Here is a 17,443-nt window from a genome sequence, read left to right as displayed (position 1 = left end):
CATTTTCCATCCCCGGGAGGAGGGCGGCGGTCCGTGCAGGGCGTGCGGTCAGGGGGCGGGGTCAGGGCGCGGGGACGAGCTCGGGCTCTTCGGCGTCCGCGATGTCCTTCGGGACGTTGCGCAGCGTCACCAGCGCGAAGACGGCGACCAGCGCGGCGAACCCGGCGCTGCACATCAGGGCGGCGTGCATGCCGTCCACGAAGGCGCCGCGCGCCGCGTCGCCGACCTGCGCGGCCAGTTCCTGAGGGAGCCGCGCGGCGGCCTGGAGGGCGCCGCTCAGCGAGTCGCGCGCGGCGGACGCGGCCGGGGCGGGCGTCCCGGCGGGCAGCTCCAGGACGTTGCGGTACACCGCGTTCAGCACGCTGCCGAGGACCGCCATGCCGAGCGCGCCGCCCAGCTCGGTCGCCGTCTCGGAGATCGCGGACGCGGCGCCCGACCGCTCCTTCGGGACGGACGCGAGCACGGTGTCGCCGGTGACCGTCATCGCCATCCCCATCCCGGCGCCGGACAGCAGCATCGCCGGGAGCATCGTCCAGTACGAGGTGTGCAGGCCGACCACCGTGAAGACGGAGAAGCCGCCGGCGGACAGCACCATGCCCAGCGCGACGACGCGGGCGCGGCCGAGCGCGGCGATCAGCGGCGGGGCGAGCGCGGCGCCGCCGACCATCGCGCCGGCCGCGCCGGGCAGCCCGGCCAGGCCCGCCTTCAGCGGCGACCAGCCGAGCGCCAGCTGGAAGAACAGCGAGAAGATCAGCGACTGGGCGACCAGGGTGAACATCGCGAACATGTTGGTGCCGACGGACCCGGTGAACGCGGCGCGGCGGAACAGCCGGACGTCGATCAGCGGCTCGGCCACCCGGCCCTGCCGGACGAGGAACGCGGCCAGCGCGGCGAGGCCGGCCGCCAGCGAGAGGTAGACGCGGGTCTCGTCCAGGCCGTGCGCGGCGGCCTCCTTGATCGCGTACACCGCGCCGAGCACGCCGAGGACCGACAGCGGCACGCTCGGCAGGTCCAGCCGGCCGGGCACCGGGTTGCGCGACTCCGGCAGCAGCGCCGCGCCGGCGACGAGCGCCACCGCCATGATCGGCACGTTGATCAGGAAGACCGAGCCCCACCAGAAGTGGTCCAGCAGCGCGCCGGCCAGGACGGGGCCGAGGCCGACGGCGAGGCCGGCGATGCCCATGAACGCGCCGACCGCCGCCGTGCGCTCCTTCGGCACGGTGAACGCCCGGCGGATCAGCGACAGGCACGACGGCATCAGCGTCGCGCCCGCGACACCGAGCAGCGCGCGGGCCGCGATCAGCAGCTCGGCGCTCGGCGCGTACGCGGTCAGCGCGGACGCGGCGGCGAACACCGCCGTGCCGATCAGCAGCAGCCGCTTGTGCCCGATCCGGTCGCCGATCCCGCCCATGGTGATCAGCAGGCCGGCGAGCGCGAACCCGTAGGCGTCGGCGATCCACAGGATCTGGGTGGCCGAGGGGTCCAGGTCCCGGCTCAGGTGCGGGACGGCCTGGTTCAGCGCGGTCAGGTCGATGTTCGGGACGAGCGCGACCAGCAGGCAGATCGCGAACGTGCTCCACTTGCGGGGGTGCGGGTTCTCACGGGTCGAGGTGTTCATGCCCGCAACGGTCGCGGGCGGCGCTGACCGTTCCCGCACCGTCCGCTGACCGCGCGGGCCGGCGCCGTCAGGAGTCGGTCAGCAGGGCGCGGGCCCGGTCGCGGGGGAGCGCCGCGCCCTCGGCGAAGGCCCGCTCGTAGGCGGCGCCGCCGAGCCGCGCGCGGGCGTCCGCCGCGACCCGCTCGGCGTCGGGGTCGCCGGCGACCTGGATGCCGCGCAGCGCCTTCGCGGCGCCGAGCAGCAGCGCCGCGCGCTCCCCGTCCCCCTCCGCGGCCGCCACCCCGGCCAGCGCGGTCGCCGCGTTCGTCTGGTAGAGGAACAGCGGGTGGTCGAACGAGCCCTCCAGCGCCTCGCGGAGCAGGTCGCGGGCCCGCCCGGTGTCGTTCTCGGCGATCGCCAGCCAGGCCAGCCCGATCAGCACCGCGCCGCGCGCCGCGACGGCGATGAACCGCTCCGAGGCGTAGCCGGTCAGCGCCGTCTCGTACAGCCGGCGCGCCTGCGCGGCGTCCCCGAGCAGCCGCGCCGCGTCGCCGAGCCCCTGGTAGCCGGCGGCGACCTTGTCGGGGGTGCCCGCCCGCCGGCCCAGCTCGATGCCGCGCTCGAACCCGGCCCGCGCCGCCTCCGGGTCCCCGCCGCGGATCAGCACGTGCGCCCGCTGGTACAGCAGGTCGGCGGTGTCCTCCAGCGCGCCCAGCTCGCCGACGAGCTCCAGCGCCTCGTCCAGCAGCGCGATCGCGCGGGCGTGGTCGCCGCGCCAGCCGGCCGCCTGGGAGAGGGTGTCGAGCGCGTTGGCGATGCCCCACCGGTCGCCGCAGGCCCGGAACCCCCGCAGCGCCTCGGCGCACGCCTCCTCCGTCGCGGCGATGTCGCCGGCGAACTGGGCGACGAACCCGTCGCTCATCCGGACCAGCGCGCGCGTCCACGGGTCGTCCCCGACCTGCCGGGCGAACATCGCGGCGTCGGTGCGGTCCGGCCCCGCGGTGAGCGCCCACATGACGACCACCGCCGGGTACCGCACCTGCCGGTCGATGCCGCGCAGCAGCGCCGCGGCCCGGTCGAGCCACGCGACCGCGCGCTCGCCCGTGACGCCGCCGGACACCGCGTTGGTCGCGCACAGGACGTACTCCTCGTCCAGCCCCTCCGGCGGGTCGGCGCCGACGGCCTCCAGCAGCTCGGCGGCCAGCGCCGCGCCCTCCACCCGCCCGCGCAGCCACCAGTACCACGACAGGTCCGCGATCATCCGGAGCGCGAGCGCGCGGTCGGCCCGCACCGCCCACCGCAGCGCCGCGTGCAGGTTCCCGTGGTCGGCGGCGAGCAGGTCGAGCCATTCGAGCTGCTCGGCGCCGCGCAGGTGCGGGTCGGCGCGGCGGGCCAGGCCGGCGAAGTACTCCGCGTGGGCGCGCTCGAACCTCTCCCGCTCCCCGGCCTCGTCGAGCCGCTCCGCGCAGAACGCCCGGACCGTGTCCAGCATCCGGTACCGGGTGCCGTCGCTCTGCAGGAGCGATTTGTCGGCCAGCTCGACCAGCGGCTCGTCGGCGTCGTCCAGGCCGCAGACGCCCACGGCCGCGTCCAGCGTGAGCCCGCCGGAGAACACCGTCAGCCGCCGGGCGAGGGTCCGCTCCGCCTCGTCCAGCAGGTCCCAGCTCCACTCGACGACGGCGCGCAGCGTCTGGTGGCGCGGCGCCGCCGCCCGGTTCCCGCGCGACAGCAGCCGGAACCGGTCGTCCAGCCGCGTCGCGACCTCGGCGACCGGCAGCGACCGCAGCCGCGCCGCCGCCAGCTCGATCGCCAGCGGCAGCCCGTCCAGCGCCCGGCAGATCCGCAGGACGGCGCCGGCGTTGCCCTCGTCCACCGCGAACCCGGGGCGCACCGCCTCGGCCCGGTCCAGGAACAGCCGCACCGCCGGATACGCCTGCGTCTCCGCGGCCGGCGTGCCGTCGGGCGGCAGCTCCAGCGGCGGCAGCGGGCGCAGCGCCTCGCCGGTGATCGCGAGCGCCTCCCGGCTCGTCGCCAGCACCCGCAGCCGCGGGCACGCGCTCAGCAGCCGGTGCGTGATCCGCGCGACGGCCGCCACCACGTGCTCGCAGTTGTCCAGGACGAGCAGCACGCGCCGCCCGTCCAGCGCCGTGACCAGCCGTTCCACCGCGTCCGGCGAGGTCTCGCCGGACGCGGGCAGCATGCCGCCCTCGCGCAGCCCGAGCGCGCCGAGCAGCGCCTTCGGGACCTCGTCCGCGACGACCGGCGCCAGGTCGACGAAGCAGACCTCGCCGTCCTCCCGGCCCGCCGCCTCGATCGCCAGCCGCGTCTTGCCCGCGCCGCCGGGGCCGAGCAGCGTGACGAGCCGCCCCTCCGCGAGCATCTTCCGGACGCGGCGCAGCTCCTCGTCCCGCCCGACGAAGCTGGTGAGCTGCGCCGGCAGGTTCGGCCTGACCGGCTCGGGCCCGGTCTCGCCGCGCAGAATGCTCAGATGCACCTCGGCGAGCTCCTTCGACGGGTCGGCGCCCAGCTCGTCGGCGAGCACCCGCCGCCCGTCCTCGAACACCGCGAGCGCCTCCGCCTGCCGCCCGCCGCCGTGCAGCGCGCGCATCAGCAGCGCCCGCGCCCGCTCCCGCAGCGGCTGCGCGTCCACCAGGCCGCGCAGCGGCGCGACCGCGGCCTCGGGGTCGCCCGCCCGCAGCCGCGCCTCGGCGAGGCCCTCCACGGCCGCGGCCCGCTCCTCCTCCAGCCGCGCCGCCTGCCTCGCCGCGAACGGCGCGCTCACGTCGGCGAGCGCGGGGCCGCGCCACAGCCCGAGCGCCTCCTCGAACAGCGCGGCCGCCGCCTCCGGGGTCGCGGCGCGCCGCGCTTCGCCGGCGAGCCGCTCGAACCGGTGCGCGTCCACATCGTCGCGCTCGACGCCGATCCGGTACCCGGCGGCCAGGCCCTCCACCGGCGCCGCGTCCCCGAGGCTCCGCCGCAGCCGCGACACCTGCGACTGCAGCGCGTTCGCCGCGCCGCTCGGCGGGTCATCCCCGTAGAGGCCGTCGATGAGCCGCTCGGCCGGGACGATCCGCCCCGCGTCCAGCAGCAGCATGGCCAGCAGCGCCCGCACCGTGGGCCCGCCCACCGGCACGGCCTCGCCGCCGCGCCGGACCTCGACCGCTCCCAGGATGCCGAACCGCATGCCCGGATTCTCCCGCACTACCGTGGTGTCTCCGACCCCGGAGGAGCGCCATGACCGAAATCCAGACCGTCACCGACTTCCTCTCCGCGCTCGAAGACCTCGACATCGACCGGGCCCTGACCTACGCCGCGCCCGGCATGGTCTACCAGAACGTCCCGCTGCCGCCCGCCCGCGGCCTGCCCGCCGTCGAGAAGACCCTGCGCGGCATGGCCCGCTACGGCACCGGCTTCGAGGCCCGGGTCCGCAACATCGCCGCGAACGGGCCCGTCGTCCTCACCGAACGCACCGACGTGCTGGAGAGGGGCTCCTGGCGCGCCGAGTTCTGGGTCTGCGGCACCTTCGAGGTGCACGACGGCCGCATCACCCTCTGGCGCGACTACTTCGACTGGACGACCTTCCTCGCCGCGAGCGCGAAGGGCCTCGGCGGCGTCCTCCTCTCCGCCCTCTCACCCCGCCCGCGCACCAGCCCCCGCTGACGCGCCGCCGTCCGCTTCCGGCCGCGCCGGCCGGAGCCGCGGACGATCTTCCGCATGCCGCCGTCCGCCCGGCCGCGCGGGTCCGGCCGCCGGGCCCGCGCCGCTCCGCCGGCCGGTGGCCGGGTGGCGACGGCCCGCGAGCGTTATGGTGCCGTCCAGGGAAACCGGGGTGGGCGGGCCGCCCGCGGGCGGGACTCGGGAGGGTCGGGAAGAGATGGAGCCGCTGCGTCCGGCAGATCCGCAGGCGATCGGCCGCTACCGGCTTGCGGGGCGCCTCGGTTCCGGCGGCATGGGCGAGGTGTTCCTCGGCTACTCGCCGGGCGGCCGTGCGGTGGCGGTGAAGGTCATCCGCCCCGAACTGGCCGCCGACGCGCAGTTCCGCGACCGGTTCGCCCGCGAGGCGGAGGCGGCCCGCAGGGTCGGCGGCTTCCACACCGCGCAGGTGGTGGAGATCGACCTGTCCGCCGACCCGCCGTGGCTCGTCACCGCCTACGTGCCGGGGCCGTCCCTCGCCGCCGTCGTCGCCGAGCACGGCGCCCTTCCGGAACGGTCGCTGCGCGTCCTCGCCGCGGGCCTCGCCGAGGCGCTGGAGGCGATCCATGCCGCGGGCCTGGTGCACCGCGACCTGAAGCCGTCCAACATCCTGCTCGCCTCGGACGGGCCCCGCGTCATCGACTTCGGGATCGCGCAGGCGCTGGAGGGCACCGCGCTCACGGTGCCGGGCGGCTCGGTCGGCACGCCCGGGTTCATGGCCCCCGAGCACGTCCGGGGCGAGGACGTCGGCCCGCCCGCGGACGTCTTCGCGCTGGGCGCGGTCCTGTGCCACGCGGCCGGCGTCCGCCCGTTCGGCGACGGCCCCGCCCACACCCTGCTGTACCGGGTCGTCCACGAGATGCCGGACGTGTCCGAGCTGCCGTCGGGGCTGCGCGACATCGTGTCCTCCTGCCTGGCGAAGGACCCCGCCGCCCGCCCCTCGCCCGCCGAGGTGCTGGCGCGGACCGGGCAGGACGGCGCGGCCGGCCCGATCGGCGAATGGCTGCCCGCCCCGGCGACCCGGATGGTCGACGAATACCGGGCCGAGGCCACGACGACCATGCCGCCCGCCGGGCACACCGCGGCCGCACCGCCCGCGTACGCCCCCGAGTACGCTCCCGCCCCGCCGCCCGGGTACGCCCCCGCCCCGCCGCCCGGGTACGCCCCCGGCCCGTACCCGCCCGCCCCCGCCGCGGCGCCGCCCGCCCGCAGGACATGGCCGCTCTGGGTGGGCATCGGCGCGCTGGGCCTCGCCGCCACCCTGGTCACCGGCCTGCTCATCGCGTCGAATCGCGGCGGCGGCCCGTCCGCCCCGTCCGCCCCCTCGTCCCCGGCGGCGGGCCGGACGCCCGCGGCGCAGCGCTGCTCGTTCGAAGGGCGGCAGGTGACCGATCCGGAGGGCCGCAGCTTCGACACCTGGTCCTGCCGCACCGCGAAGCAGGGGCCGATCTTCCTCGAACCCGCGGCCGGGACGCGCACCGGCTACCTGCGGTCGTCCACCAACTGGTTCGTGTGCCAGACCGAGGGCGCCGCGAACCCCGAGGGCACCGGGACCACCTGGCTCTACACCCAGGGCGACGACCGCTACCGGAACCAGGGCTGGGGCTGGTACCCGGCCTCCTCGGTCTCGCCGACCTGGCGCGACCAGCCCGTCCCCGACATCCCCGACTGCACCTTCTAGGACGCGAACCCCGCACGATAACGCAAACTTGCCAGTATTTCCTGTCACGGTTGATACAAGTAACGGCGCCCGGGTTTGCGGGACCATGCCGGACATGAGACGCGCATGGATGCTCGGAGCCGTCGCCGTCCTCCTCACCGGCCTGGCCGCCCCCGCCGACGCGGCCGAACGCCCGTGGCGGACGACGGAGCCCCCGCCCCGCCTCTGGCCCGAGAGCGGCCTGACCGGCGTCACCGCGCCCGGCCCGCAGGACATCTGGGCGGCCGGCTTCGAAGGCCACGCCTGCGTGGACTGGTCGTGGCCGGGCTTCGGAGCGGGCACCATCTGCAGCTCCAACGCGATCGTCCGCCAGTGGAACGGTTCCTCTTGGCAGAACCGCAACCCGCCCGGCGTGTGGAACCTGGAGCCCGTGGACATCGACGCGCTCCCCGGGAACGTCTGGCTGTCCGGCGCCAAGGGCGGCGGGGGCTATCTGGCCCACTGGGACGGATCCCGCTGGTCGCAGATCCAGCTCCCCGAGGCTTGCGAAAGCTCCCACTACATCCAGGTGGAGGCCGTCGACGACGGCGTCTGGGTGAGCAACGGCTGCCTCGCGAGATGGCGGAACGGCACCTGGACCACCTACGACACCGGCGTGTTCGTCCACGCGGTCTACACGGTGAGCGACACGGAGCTCTGGGCGGCCGGCAGCGTCCTCGGCCCCTTCCGTCCCGCCATCGTCCGATGGGACGGCGACTCCTGGGAGGTCCCGGACGTCCCCGAGGGCTACACCGACCTTGTGACCGCGGGCCCCGGCAGCGTCCTGCTCAGCGGCCCCGGCAAGGACGACCTCATGCTCCGCACCGGCGGCGCCTGGACCGCCATACCGAAACCGCCTTCCGCCCACATCGGCTACCGCGTCGGCGACGACGGCTCCCTGTGGACCGGCTCCGACCCGACCGAGCCGGGCGCCGTCTTCTACCGCTTCGACGGCGAGACCTGGCAGTCAACCCCCATGCCCGCCCAGACGGGCACGGGCTCCCGCAACCGAGGCGGCTTCGACCTCGCCCCCGTCTCCGGCACGAACGGCGCCATGGTCGCCGTGGGCACCGCCCCGGGCGGCGGCCCCCTGACCATGACCAACGCCTCCTGACCCCCTCAAGGCCGGGCCGCTCGCTTTCGTGAGTTGCGAGGCGGCGGGCGTGGGCGATCGGCAGGGGGTGCCGGCGGGCGAGAGGGCGCGAGGCCCGGCTGCGCCCGCCGGACGCGTGGTCAGGTCAGGGACGGGAGCGCACGCGGCGCCTCCGCCGGCATCAGTAGCGGAGCGGCCAGAGAAGAGGGCCGCAGACGTGCCACTCGAACTCGGGGCCGTGGTAGATGTGCTGCAGGTGCGCGACGTACCAGAGCACCACGTCCTTCCCGTCCACCGACTCGCCCGTGACGTGCTGGTAGATCTCGTCGTCGAAGCGGGATCCCAGGCGTCCCTTGAGGTCCTCGGAGGCGCGGTAGGCGACCGCGGCGCCCTCGATCCGGCCGAAGGAGTCGCTCTTGCCGTCGAACTCCCCGCGGTTGAGGAGGTAGCCGAGGCCGGACTGCTTGTTGATCACGGCCCACGACCGGTTCCAGAACCAGAACGCCTCCTCGCCCCGGATCGGTCTCCAGCCGGGGCCGTAGCCCCAGTTCGTGGTCTGGCCGGGGTCGTGCTCCAGCGGCAGGTTGTTGGACGCTCCGCCGATGTCGAAGTCGAACCGCCAGTAGACGTGGTGCTGGTGGGTGGCGTTGTGCTGCAGGCCCGCGCTGTGCAGCTGCGGCTGGATGAGCCCGTCGTCGCGGAAGAACCACCGGTTGACGATGTGGTACCTGCTGATGACGTGGTAGCTCTCCACGACCAGGTGGCGGTGGCCCGACTGCACGTGCTCGTACACCTTGACCGGCACCCGCATGTTCCCGATGCCGAGCTGGTCCTTGTAGGGGCCCGCGCCGGAGTCGTAGTGGACGCGGATCATCGGCAGGCTCGCCTTGTGGAGGACCTTGATCCCCTTGAAGTACACGTCCCGGAAGGCGATGGCCTCGGTGTCGCCGTCCACGAGCTCCCACAGGAACGTCCACTTGGGGGCCTCGGGAGGCCAGCTGACCCGGCCGTAGACGGTCATGAGGCCGACTCCGTGATCAGGCCGGCCTTGACGACCTCGCGCGCGCTCAGGTCGACGATGGCGAAGGCGGTGGGCACGTAGCGGTCCGCGGGCCCGAAGCGCACGTCGACGAGCCGGTGCCCGTGGCGCGGGCTCTGCGCGTTCACGTCCTCGACGATCAGCCCCACGCCGGTGGCGATGTCGATCCCGGCCTCGGACAGGACGCCGTGCTCGCGCACGAGGTCCAGCGCGTCGCTCAGCTCGGAGTCGGTCACCGGCGGCTGGTAGCGCTCGACGCGGACGTCCTGCACCGCCCTGCGCACGGGATCGACCTCGACCTCCACGACGGCGTCGTCGGTGTAGTCGTAGATGATCACCAGCGGGTGGTCGGTTTCGCGGTCCTTCGCCCGCGTTCCGATGTCCAGGATCTCGTAGCGCTTGTCCCGCAATTTCGCGGCGACCCTTTCGGAGGCGAGCGCCAGGTCCGCCGCCCGATGGCGGCTTTCGTCCGGAATTCTGGGTTCGAGCGTCTCGAACTCGACGGGTGTGCGGTCGGCCGGGTGAAGGTACCGGCTGAATTCCGGGACGTCGACGAATGGCGGGTCGACGACCGGCCCGAAATTGGGGACCTCGGCACTGAACAGGCCGGGTGGCGGCAGTGATTCACGAGAATATTGTTCCTCGCCGGGCATGGCTGTCCTCTCTATTTGGGAATTGCGTCGATTCATTTCGGTCGGTACCCGCGGCGATGAGCCGCCACCCCGGCCTTGGCCAGGACTTTTCGCGGGCACGATCAAGAATCGACTCATGTTGAGAGTCGCCGCAGAAATGACTAATTCATGGGTCCGCGCGGAAAGACGCGGGGCAGTGCGCCGGGCGGCAGGCCGTCGGGAACTGCCCGGAATCCCCCGCTCGCTCGGAAGCTCGGGCTCCTTCAGGGAGTGGACGTCTCGATGAACTTCACGAGCGGGGTGAAGAGGCGGCCGCGGTGTGCGGGGTCGTCGCCGGTGAACCGGGCCAGGACCCGGTCGAACCTGGCCTGGTCGCGGGTCTCCCAGGTCCACGACTCGGGCCAGCCGGACGGGTCGCGGTGCAGGTCGCCCTCGTCCAGGAGGAGGAAGCGGTCGCGGAGGGCGTCGAGGAGGGCGTCGACGATCCGGGCGGTCACCGGGGAGCGGCGGACGTACGCCTCCGGGTCCCCGGTGCCCGCTTCCCGGGCCAGCCGGTGGACGGCCCGGACCGCCGAGCCGATCAGTTCCGCCGCGCCCGCGTCGGCCGTACCCAGGACGTGGGCGAGCGGGAACCGCCCGCCGCCGGCCAGGAGGAGGTCCCGGACCGCCGGTTCCGGGTGCCCGTCCAGCACGGCGCGGGCCGCCTCCACGACGTTGTCGCGGAGGCGGCCGGCGATCTCGTCGCGTCCGGCGAAGACGACGGTGGCGCGCATGTCGCGTCCCCGGGTCAGCGGTCGCCGGGGACGGAGCCGCCGGACCGCACGGGGTCGTGCGGCCCGATCGCCTCGGGCGCGGCCGCGTATGGCTGGGTCATCTGGTTCTCCGGAGGTCAGGCGGCGATCCCGCCGGGGGCGTCGCGAGGGGCGTCGTGCCACGCGCGGAGGAACGCCTCGACGAGGCCCTCGGCGCGGGGGCGGATGTCGAACGGCTCGGTGACGTTGCGGCGGGCGATGGATGCGAGGGAGTCGGCGGTCTCGTTGAGCGGATGCCCGGAGTGCCCTTTGACGTGCGCGAACGCCAGCCCGGGGCGCCCGGCGACGCGGCGGGCCAGCCGGACGAGGGACGGCGGGCCGGCGGGGCGGTCGCGCAGGTCGTAGCCGGCCGGCATCAGCCCGGTGTCGCCGCGCCGCCAGGCCCGCAGGAAGCGCAGCGCCGGGAGGCTGTCGAGCAGCAGCCTCAGCTCCGGGCCGTCCCCGATCCGGTCGAGCAGCAGGCCCACCGCCCGCAGCTCGCCGACCAGCACCCTGCTGGGGCCGGTCGGGTCCTGCGGGCCGGACGCCCAGCCGCGCATGCCCCACCGGCCGTCGCTGACGACGTAGCCGATCCCGCAGGCGCCGCGCTTCCAGCTCGCGTCGGTCGCGGCGACGAGCCCGTCCCCGGGCCACCCGGGCACCCGCCCCTCCACCGGCGTCCGGCCCCCGCGCGGACGCGGCGGCAGGTGCGGGCAGCCCGGGTGGTGCTCTCCCGCGTCGACGTAGTGCTCGGCCTCGGCGGCGAGCATCTCCGCGATGCGGTCGTCGCCGTTCCGGACGGCGGCGAAGCACAGCCACAGCAGCCGCCTGGCCACCCCGCAGCACGCGCACATTCCGGCCCGCGTCGCGCAGGCCCGTAAACGCTGCGTCCGCGCGGCGAGGCCGGGCGGCGCCTCGCGCTGCGCGTCGTCGAACTCCCGCAGCGGCATCGTCGGGACGTGCATCGCTCATCAACTCCGCTCTGATCAGGGGGAAGCGGAACTTCTGTACACAGCAAACCACACGAGAGACTGTGAACGCAATCAACCCAAGAATTTGTGCGCGCGGAAATGAGGTCGGAGATGCCGGTCACAGGTGACGTGAACCAGATCAACCGGCGTGATAGGCGCTAGGGTGAGGTCATCGTGCACGTCGGCTGATGGGAGTGCTGGTGTCGAACGATGCGACGGTGACCGCGGCGGACATCGCCCGCCTGGCCGCGGTCGGCCGCGCGGCCGTGAGCAACTGGCGCCGCCGCCACGACGACTTCCCGCAGCCCGTCGGCGGGACGGCGGTCAGCCCGACGTTCTCCCTCGCCGAGGTGGAGGAGTGGCTCCGCGGGCAGGGGAAGCTGGCCGACTCGCCCGTCCGCGAACGCGTCTGGCAGACCCTCCGCGCCGCCGCCTCGGGGGACATGGAGCTCGCCGACGTCCTCACCTTCGCCGGCGCCTTCCTGCTGCGGCTCCGCACCGAGCCCGGCCGCTGGGCCGGCCTGGCGGACGCACCGGACGACGAGGTCGCCGCCGCCCTGCCCGAAGCCGTCCGCGCGCTGCCCGAGACCGTCCGGGGGCCGGCCGGGGCCGGCCTGGCGCCGCCCTCGTCCGCCCCGCTGGTCCGCGCCCTGTCCCAGCTCGTGGACGAGCTGGGCGTCGCCGAGACGTTCGAGTTCCTGCGCACCCGCTACCTGGAGCACCACAGCCGCCGCGTGTACCTGACGCCGGAACCGGTCGTGCGGCTGATGCTCGAACTCGGCGGCCCCGCGCGCACGGTGCTCGACCCCGCCTGCGGGACGGGCACGTACCTCAAGGCCGCCCAGGAGATGTTCAAGGACGCCGAGCGGCTCCTCGGGCAGGAGATCGACGACACGACCGCGCGCATGTCCGCGATACAGCTCGCGCTGCGCGGCGCCCCGGCCGAGGTCTGCGCCGGAGACTCCCTCCTCGCGGACGCCTTCCCCGGACGGACGGTCGACCTTGTCGTCTCCAACCCGCCCTTCAACGACCGGGGATGGGGCTACGAGCAGCTGACCGGCGACCCGCGCTGGGAGTACGGGCTCCCGCCGCGCATGGAATCCGAACTGGCGTGGCTCCAGCACGGTCTCGCCCACGTCGAGCCAGGGGGCCATGTCGTCCTGCTCATGCCCCCGGCTGTCGCGAACCGTCGTTCCGGACGCCGTGTCCGTTCCGAACTGCTCCGCCGCGGGACGCTGCGTGCCGTCATCGGCCTGCCCCCGGGCGCGGTGCCGAACATGGCGGTCGCCTTGGCGGTGTGGGTTCTCCGCCGTCCGTCCCCCGGGGACACCCCGGCGGACGATGTCCTGATGGTCGACACTTCGGCCGACCCCGAGAACTTCCGCAAGACGGCCCTGGACGCGTGGCGCCGCTACGAGAAGGGCAAGCCCGTCAACGCCGACTCCGGCGTCGTCGTGCGCATCATCGACCTGCTGGACGACGAGGTCGACCTGACCCCCGCCCGCTACCTGCCGCAGCGGAGCGCGCCCAGGGGCGAAGGCTCGTTCGTCGCCGCACGCGACATCCTGGAGAAGAAGGTCGCGGAGCTGCCGCGAGTGGCCGCCGAGTTGTCGTCCCTAGTGCAGACCTCCGCGCCGGCCGACGTCCCCATGACGACGGTCGGTGAACTGGCCAAGGCAGGTGTGCTGCAGGTTCTCCGGCCCCCGGCCAAGGTGCGGATGGGCGGGGGCAACGTGCCCGTCCTCACCCTGGACGACCTCGCGGCAGGGCGGGAACCCTCGGGGAGGGCCGCACCGGACGACGACCATGTGCGCCTTGAGAGCGGCGACGTCGTCGTGTCGCTCGCCGCACGCCATCCGGTGGCGCGGGTGATCACCGAGCCTGGCGCGGTGCTCGGCACGGGCCTGGCCATCGTGCGCGCGGAACCGTCCCGGACCGACCCCGACTTCATCTCCGGCTGGCTGCTGCTGGGCGCGCGGGGCGCCGCGCTCCGCAGCTCGACCTCGTCCGCGCGCTTCGACGTGCGCCGCGCCCGGCTGCCCCGCCTCACCCTGGACGAGCAGGTCGAACTCGGCAGGGCGTTCCGCAAGCTCACCGAGCTCGAGGCCGCCCTCCGGGAGACGTCCCGCCTCGGCGCCGACGTCCTGCGCCTCGGCCTCGAAGGGCTCGGCGCCGGGACGCTCCGCCCGTCCGGCTGACGCGCCGCCGCCGCGCCGCACGGCGGTTCGGGCCGCTTCCGCGGGCGCCCGCCGCCCGCCGGGCGACGCCGGTACGCTGCCTGCACGGGCAAGTGGAGGTGGGCGTTGCGACGGGGCGATCTCCTCGGAGAACGCGAACGGTACGAGCTCGATCAGGCGATCGGGCGCGGCGGGATGGGCGAGGTGTGGCGCGCCTACGACCGCTTCCTCGACCGGCGCCTGGCCGTCAAGTTCACCCGCGTGTCCGACGAGTCGCTCGTCGGCCGGTTCGAGCAGGAGGCCCGCAGCACGGCCTGGTTCGAGCATCCGGGCGTCCCGACCGTGTACGACTTCGGCAGCCACGACGGATGCTTCTACCTGGTGATGCAGTACGTCGGGGGCACGACCGTCGACCACGTCCTGGACGCCGAGGAGCGCCTCTCCGTCTCGTGGGCGTCGCTGATAGCCGCCCAGGTGTGCGCGGTGCTGAACGTCGCGCACCAGCGTCCTCTCGTGCACCGGGACCTCAAGCCCAGCAACCTGATGCTGTGCCCGGACGGATCGGTCAAAGTCCTTGATTTCGGTGCGGCGGTGGGTCTCGGGCCAGGCGATGTACGCCGCACCACCACCGGCCTCGGCGCCCCCTACACGCCCGGGTACACGGCCATGGAGCAGGTGTACGGCAGCCCCAGCCCGCAGAGCGACCTGTACTCGCTCGGCTGCGTCCTCTACGAGATGCTGTCCGGCCGCCAGGTCTTCCCCGGGAAGACGCCCTACGAGGTGCTGCGCCGCCATGAGGAGGAGCCTCCGACCTCGCTGCGCGTCCTGCGCCCGGACGTTCCGCCCGCGCTCGACGCCCTCGTCATGCAGCTCCTCGCCAAGCAACCGGGCGACCGCCCGGCCAACGCCGACGAGGTCTACCACCGCCTCCTGGAGTTCGTCTCGTCCCTGGAGCCGCTGCCGGGAATCGTGGACACGTTCGTCCCGCCGCACCTGTACTCGACCGCCGTCAGCCGCATCCGGATCACCGGCACGGCACCCGTGGCCCGTCCCGAAGAACCGGTGGAACTGCCCACGTTCGACGAGGTCGTCCAAGCGCGCGCGGAAGCAGGCGACCTGGCGGAGGCGGGCCGCTACACCCAGGCGGCGGAACTCCTGTCCGGCCTGACCGAACCCGCTCGCCTGGCCCTGGGGGAGGACGACCCCGAGTACATGGGTCTCCGCCTGGATCTCGCAGAGGCCCTCTTCCAGGGCGGTGACTACCGCCGCGCCGTCTACGCCTACCGCGCCGCCGCCGTGACCCTGTCGGAGTTCTACGGGCCGGACGACCCGCAGGTGCTGAACTGCCGCGAACAGGAGGCGGTCAGCCAGGCCCACCTCGGCGCAACCGACACCGCCCTCGCCCACCTGCAGGAACTCCTGGACGACGTCTCCCCGGGCAGCCCCTACGACGCCCTGACCCTGCGCATCCGCGAACGCGTGGCCCGCCTCAAGCTGGCCGCGGGCCGCACGGACGAGGCCCACAAGGAGCTCACCGACCTCCTGGCCGACATAACCGGCCTGTACGGCGACGACCACCCGCAGGCGGTCGGCCTGCGGACCCTCCTGTACGACCTCAGCCAGGCAGGAACGGGCTAGGCGACCCCGCGTACGACACGTAGAGATGGTCGCGCGCTCGCGTGCACGCCACGAACAGCAGGCACCGCTCCTTCTGGACGTCCTGCGCGTGCGCCTTCGGGTCCTCGTCCTCGGGCGTGATCGCCTGCGCCGAGGGAAGCGAGTTCTCATCGGCGCCGATGACGGCGATGCACCGGAACTCAAGGCCCTTCATCCGGTGCATGGTCCCGACCTGCACGCCCGCCGACTTGCTGGGCACCTGGTATGCGGGGACGCCCTGCTCCTTCAGCCGCTTGACGGCCTTCTTCACGACCCACCCGTACCGATGCGCGACCCCGATCGCGCTGGGCTCCACCCCGTCGTCGAGCCAGCTCCGGACCTGCGCGACGAGCCCGTCCAGCTCCGCGTCCGCGTCCGGGTAGGCCCTGACCACCGGCCGCCGCCCGTGGATGGGGGAGCGGTACCCGTCCAGCGTGTCCGCGGAGTCATCGAGGCCCTGGGCCGGTGAGAGCCCCAGGAGCGGCACCGACCAGGCGAGGATCTCCTGCGTGGTCCGATAGTTGATCTTCAGCTTCGTGCTGCGGCCGCGCACGTTGATGCCGAGGCTCGTCAGCGAGACGTGGCTGTCGTAGATCCGCTGGTGCGGGTCCCCGACGACGAACAGGTCGTCCGGCCCCACGGGCACCAGCCGGCGCAGCAGCCGCCACTGAGTGGGGTGGATGTCCTGGGCCTCGTCGACGATCACATGGTCGTACTCGGGCCCCTCCACCAGATCCGCCGCCTCGTTGGCGAGCTGCGGGAATGTCGACTTCCCTTCCGCGGCGAGCCCGTCCACCACGTGCCGGACCGCCCGCCACACCACCGACCGCTGCGCCTTCCCCAGCGGGACGCCGCGCCCCGTCCGCGTGCACGCGAGGTAGCCTTCCTCGCTCTCGATCTCCTGAGCGAGGATGATCTGCTCCCATTCCCGGTCGAGGAAGGACGGCGAGAACGGCGTCCCGTCCGCCGCCTCCTCCCACAGCGGGTCGAGCACGTCCGGACCGGCGATGACGGGCTTGTGATGCCGCCCCACGATTCCGTAGGAAACGGAGTCCACGTTCTTCACGTGAATCCGTTCCCGCACCTCCGGATCGTCCACGAGCAGCCCAAGCTGCTTCTCCAGCGCCTCCGCCAGGTTCCGCGTGAACGTGGTCAGCAGAACGCGCCCGCCTTTGGACGCGAGGAACTTCGCCCGGTGCAATGCCGTGACGGTCTTCCCCGTACCGGCCCCACCGGTCACCTGGGCCGGCCCGCTGTACGAGGCCCGGAGCGCCACGCGGCTCTGCACCGGATGCAGGAAAATCCGCCAAGTGTCGAAAGGATGGGCCAGCACCTCGCGCAGTTCTTCGGGCCCGTTGACGAAGACGACCTTGCCCGGCGTCCTGCGCATCGCGGTGACCAGGTCGTCGGGATCGACGGCCGCCGGCTTTTCCTCCACCGGCAGGCACTGCGCGACCTCTTCCCACGCCTGCTGCACGTTCATGCCCTGCGCCAGCGCCAGCAGAGCGATGTACTGCGGCTCGGGAAGCAGTTTCTCCATCGCCTGCAGATGGGCCTCTTCGGTCAGCAGCTTGACGACCGGGATCAGCTCCTCATCGATCCCGAGCCGCACCAGATCTCTGTCGAACACATGGCCCAGCAGCCGGTAGTTCGTCCCCTCCGCGACCTTCTCCAGCGCCGGCGACATCTCCTCGATCGCGACCTGGTCCCGCACCTCCAGCACGCCGATCGCCTGGTTGACCGAGAACTTCCGGCTCCTCGCCCACGCGATCGCGTCGTCATGCGCCATCACGGCGAGCAGGCAGTACACGTCGCCCTTCTCCGGCGCCAGCACCACCCCGCGCCAGAACTGGTCGATCCGGATCGTCCGGATCCGCGGGTCCTTGGCGTTGTTGAGCTTCTCCAGGTGCAGCCCCGCATGGGTGTGCTCGGCGAACTTCGCGATCGCCGCCTCCACGCCCTTGCGCACTTTCGGCTCCAACTTGGCGTACTGCGGCATGAACGAATCCGCAATAGCAAGCTGAGCCACCCCGCACCGTCCTTCCACCAGCCCTGACACGCTGTCAGGTCCGAACATCCTAGGAGCCCCCGGCCT

The 17,443-nt window shown here is 73.6% G+C and carries 12 protein-coding genes; 5 read left to right on the top strand and 7 right to left on the bottom strand.

Annotation, left to right across the window (positions count from 1 at the left end; genetic code table 11):
* Nucleotides 1–61: 61 nt before the first annotated feature.
* Both ABTW95_RS13960 and ABTW95_RS13955 read right to left on the bottom strand, forming a co-directional pair.
* Nucleotides 62–1,618, bottom strand: coding sequence for an MFS transporter (locus ABTW95_RS13960; protein WP_500226439.1), 1,557 nt, complete (start codon nt 1,616–1,618; stop codon nt 62–64).
* Nucleotides 1,619–1,685: 67 nt separating this feature from the next.
* On the bottom strand, nt 1,686–4,781 hold the full coding sequence (locus ABTW95_RS13955) for an AfsR/SARP family transcriptional regulator (RefSeq protein WP_500226438.1): 3,096 nt from the start codon (nt 4,779–4,781) through the stop codon (nt 1,686–1,688).
* A gap of 50 nt (nt 4,782–4,831) precedes the next feature.
* Here ABTW95_RS13955 and ABTW95_RS13950 point away from each other — a divergent pair, with 50 nt between their 5' ends.
* The 3 genes from ABTW95_RS13950 (at nt 4,832) to ABTW95_RS13940 (ending at nt 8,103) form a co-directional block, all read left to right on the top strand.
* Complete coding sequence (locus ABTW95_RS13950) at nt 4,832–5,257, top strand: limonene-1,2-epoxide hydrolase family protein (RefSeq protein WP_396447724.1); 426 nt, start codon at nt 4,832–4,834, stop codon at nt 5,255–5,257.
* A 214-nt stretch (nt 5,258–5,471) separates the two neighbouring features.
* Complete coding sequence (locus ABTW95_RS13945) at nt 5,472–6,971, top strand: serine/threonine-protein kinase (RefSeq protein WP_500226437.1); 1,500 nt, start codon at nt 5,472–5,474, stop codon at nt 6,969–6,971.
* A 94-nt stretch (nt 6,972–7,065) separates the two neighbouring features.
* Complete coding sequence (locus tag ABTW95_RS13940) at nt 7,066–8,103, top strand: hypothetical protein (RefSeq protein WP_500226436.1); 1,038 nt, start codon at nt 7,066–7,068, stop codon at nt 8,101–8,103.
* Nucleotides 8,104–8,263: 160 nt separating this feature from the next.
* On the opposite strand, the gene ABTW95_RS13935 is transcribed toward ABTW95_RS13940, so the two are convergent.
* The 4 genes from ABTW95_RS13935 to ABTW95_RS13920 all read right to left on the bottom strand — a co-directional run bounded on the left by ABTW95_RS13935 (nt 8,264) and on the right by ABTW95_RS13920 (nt 11,509).
* A complete protein-coding gene (locus tag ABTW95_RS13935) occupies nt 8,264–9,103 on the bottom strand; it encodes a hypothetical protein (protein ID WP_396447720.1) in 840 nt (279 codons plus the stop codon).
* Nucleotides 9,100–9,774 carry a hypothetical protein gene (locus ABTW95_RS13930; protein WP_396454197.1) on the bottom strand — a complete coding sequence of 225 codons (675 nt, stop codon included), beginning with the start codon at nt 9,772–9,774 and terminating at the stop codon, nt 9,100–9,102. Before ABTW95_RS13930 ends, ABTW95_RS13935 begins: the two co-directional genes overlap by 4 nt.
* Before the next feature lie 242 nt (nt 9,775–10,016).
* Nucleotides 10,017–10,526, bottom strand: coding sequence for a hypothetical protein (locus tag ABTW95_RS13925; RefSeq protein ID WP_396447717.1), 510 nt, complete (start codon nt 10,524–10,526; stop codon nt 10,017–10,019).
* A gap of 116 nt (nt 10,527–10,642) precedes the next feature.
* Nucleotides 10,643–11,509, bottom strand: a complete 867-nt coding sequence (locus ABTW95_RS13920; RefSeq protein ID WP_396447716.1) for a ribonuclease HI — start codon at nt 11,507–11,509, stop codon at nt 10,643–10,645.
* Between the two features lie 206 nt (nt 11,510–11,715).
* On the opposite strand from ABTW95_RS13920, the gene ABTW95_RS13915 reads away from it, so the two are divergent.
* Together ABTW95_RS13915 and ABTW95_RS13910 are read left to right on the top strand one after the other, a co-directional pair.
* Entirely contained in the window at nt 11,716–13,713 is a 1,998-nt protein-coding gene (locus ABTW95_RS13915) for an N-6 DNA methylase (protein ID WP_500226435.1), read from the top strand.
* Between the two features lie 105 nt (nt 13,714–13,818).
* Nucleotides 13,819–15,330 carry a serine/threonine-protein kinase gene (locus ABTW95_RS13910; RefSeq protein ID WP_500226434.1) on the top strand — a complete coding sequence of 504 codons (1,512 nt, stop codon included), beginning with the start codon at nt 13,819–13,821 and terminating at the stop codon, nt 15,328–15,330.
* On the opposite strand, the gene ABTW95_RS13905 is transcribed toward ABTW95_RS13910, so the two are convergent.
* Nucleotides 15,308–17,377, bottom strand: a complete 2,070-nt coding sequence (locus ABTW95_RS13905; protein ID WP_396454196.1) for a UvrD-helicase domain-containing protein — start codon at nt 17,375–17,377, stop codon at nt 15,308–15,310. The genes ABTW95_RS13910 and ABTW95_RS13905 overlap by 23 nt on opposite strands.
* Nucleotides 17,378–17,443: the final 66 nt, after the last annotated feature.

The organism is Spirillospora sp. NPDC127506 (assembly GCF_040302145.1).
Classification (GTDB): domain Bacteria; phylum Actinomycetota; class Actinomycetes; order Streptosporangiales; family Streptosporangiaceae; genus Spirillospora.
The sequence above is the reverse complement of the archived record's forward strand: the minus strand, read 5'-3'. Positions and strand labels throughout refer to the sequence as shown.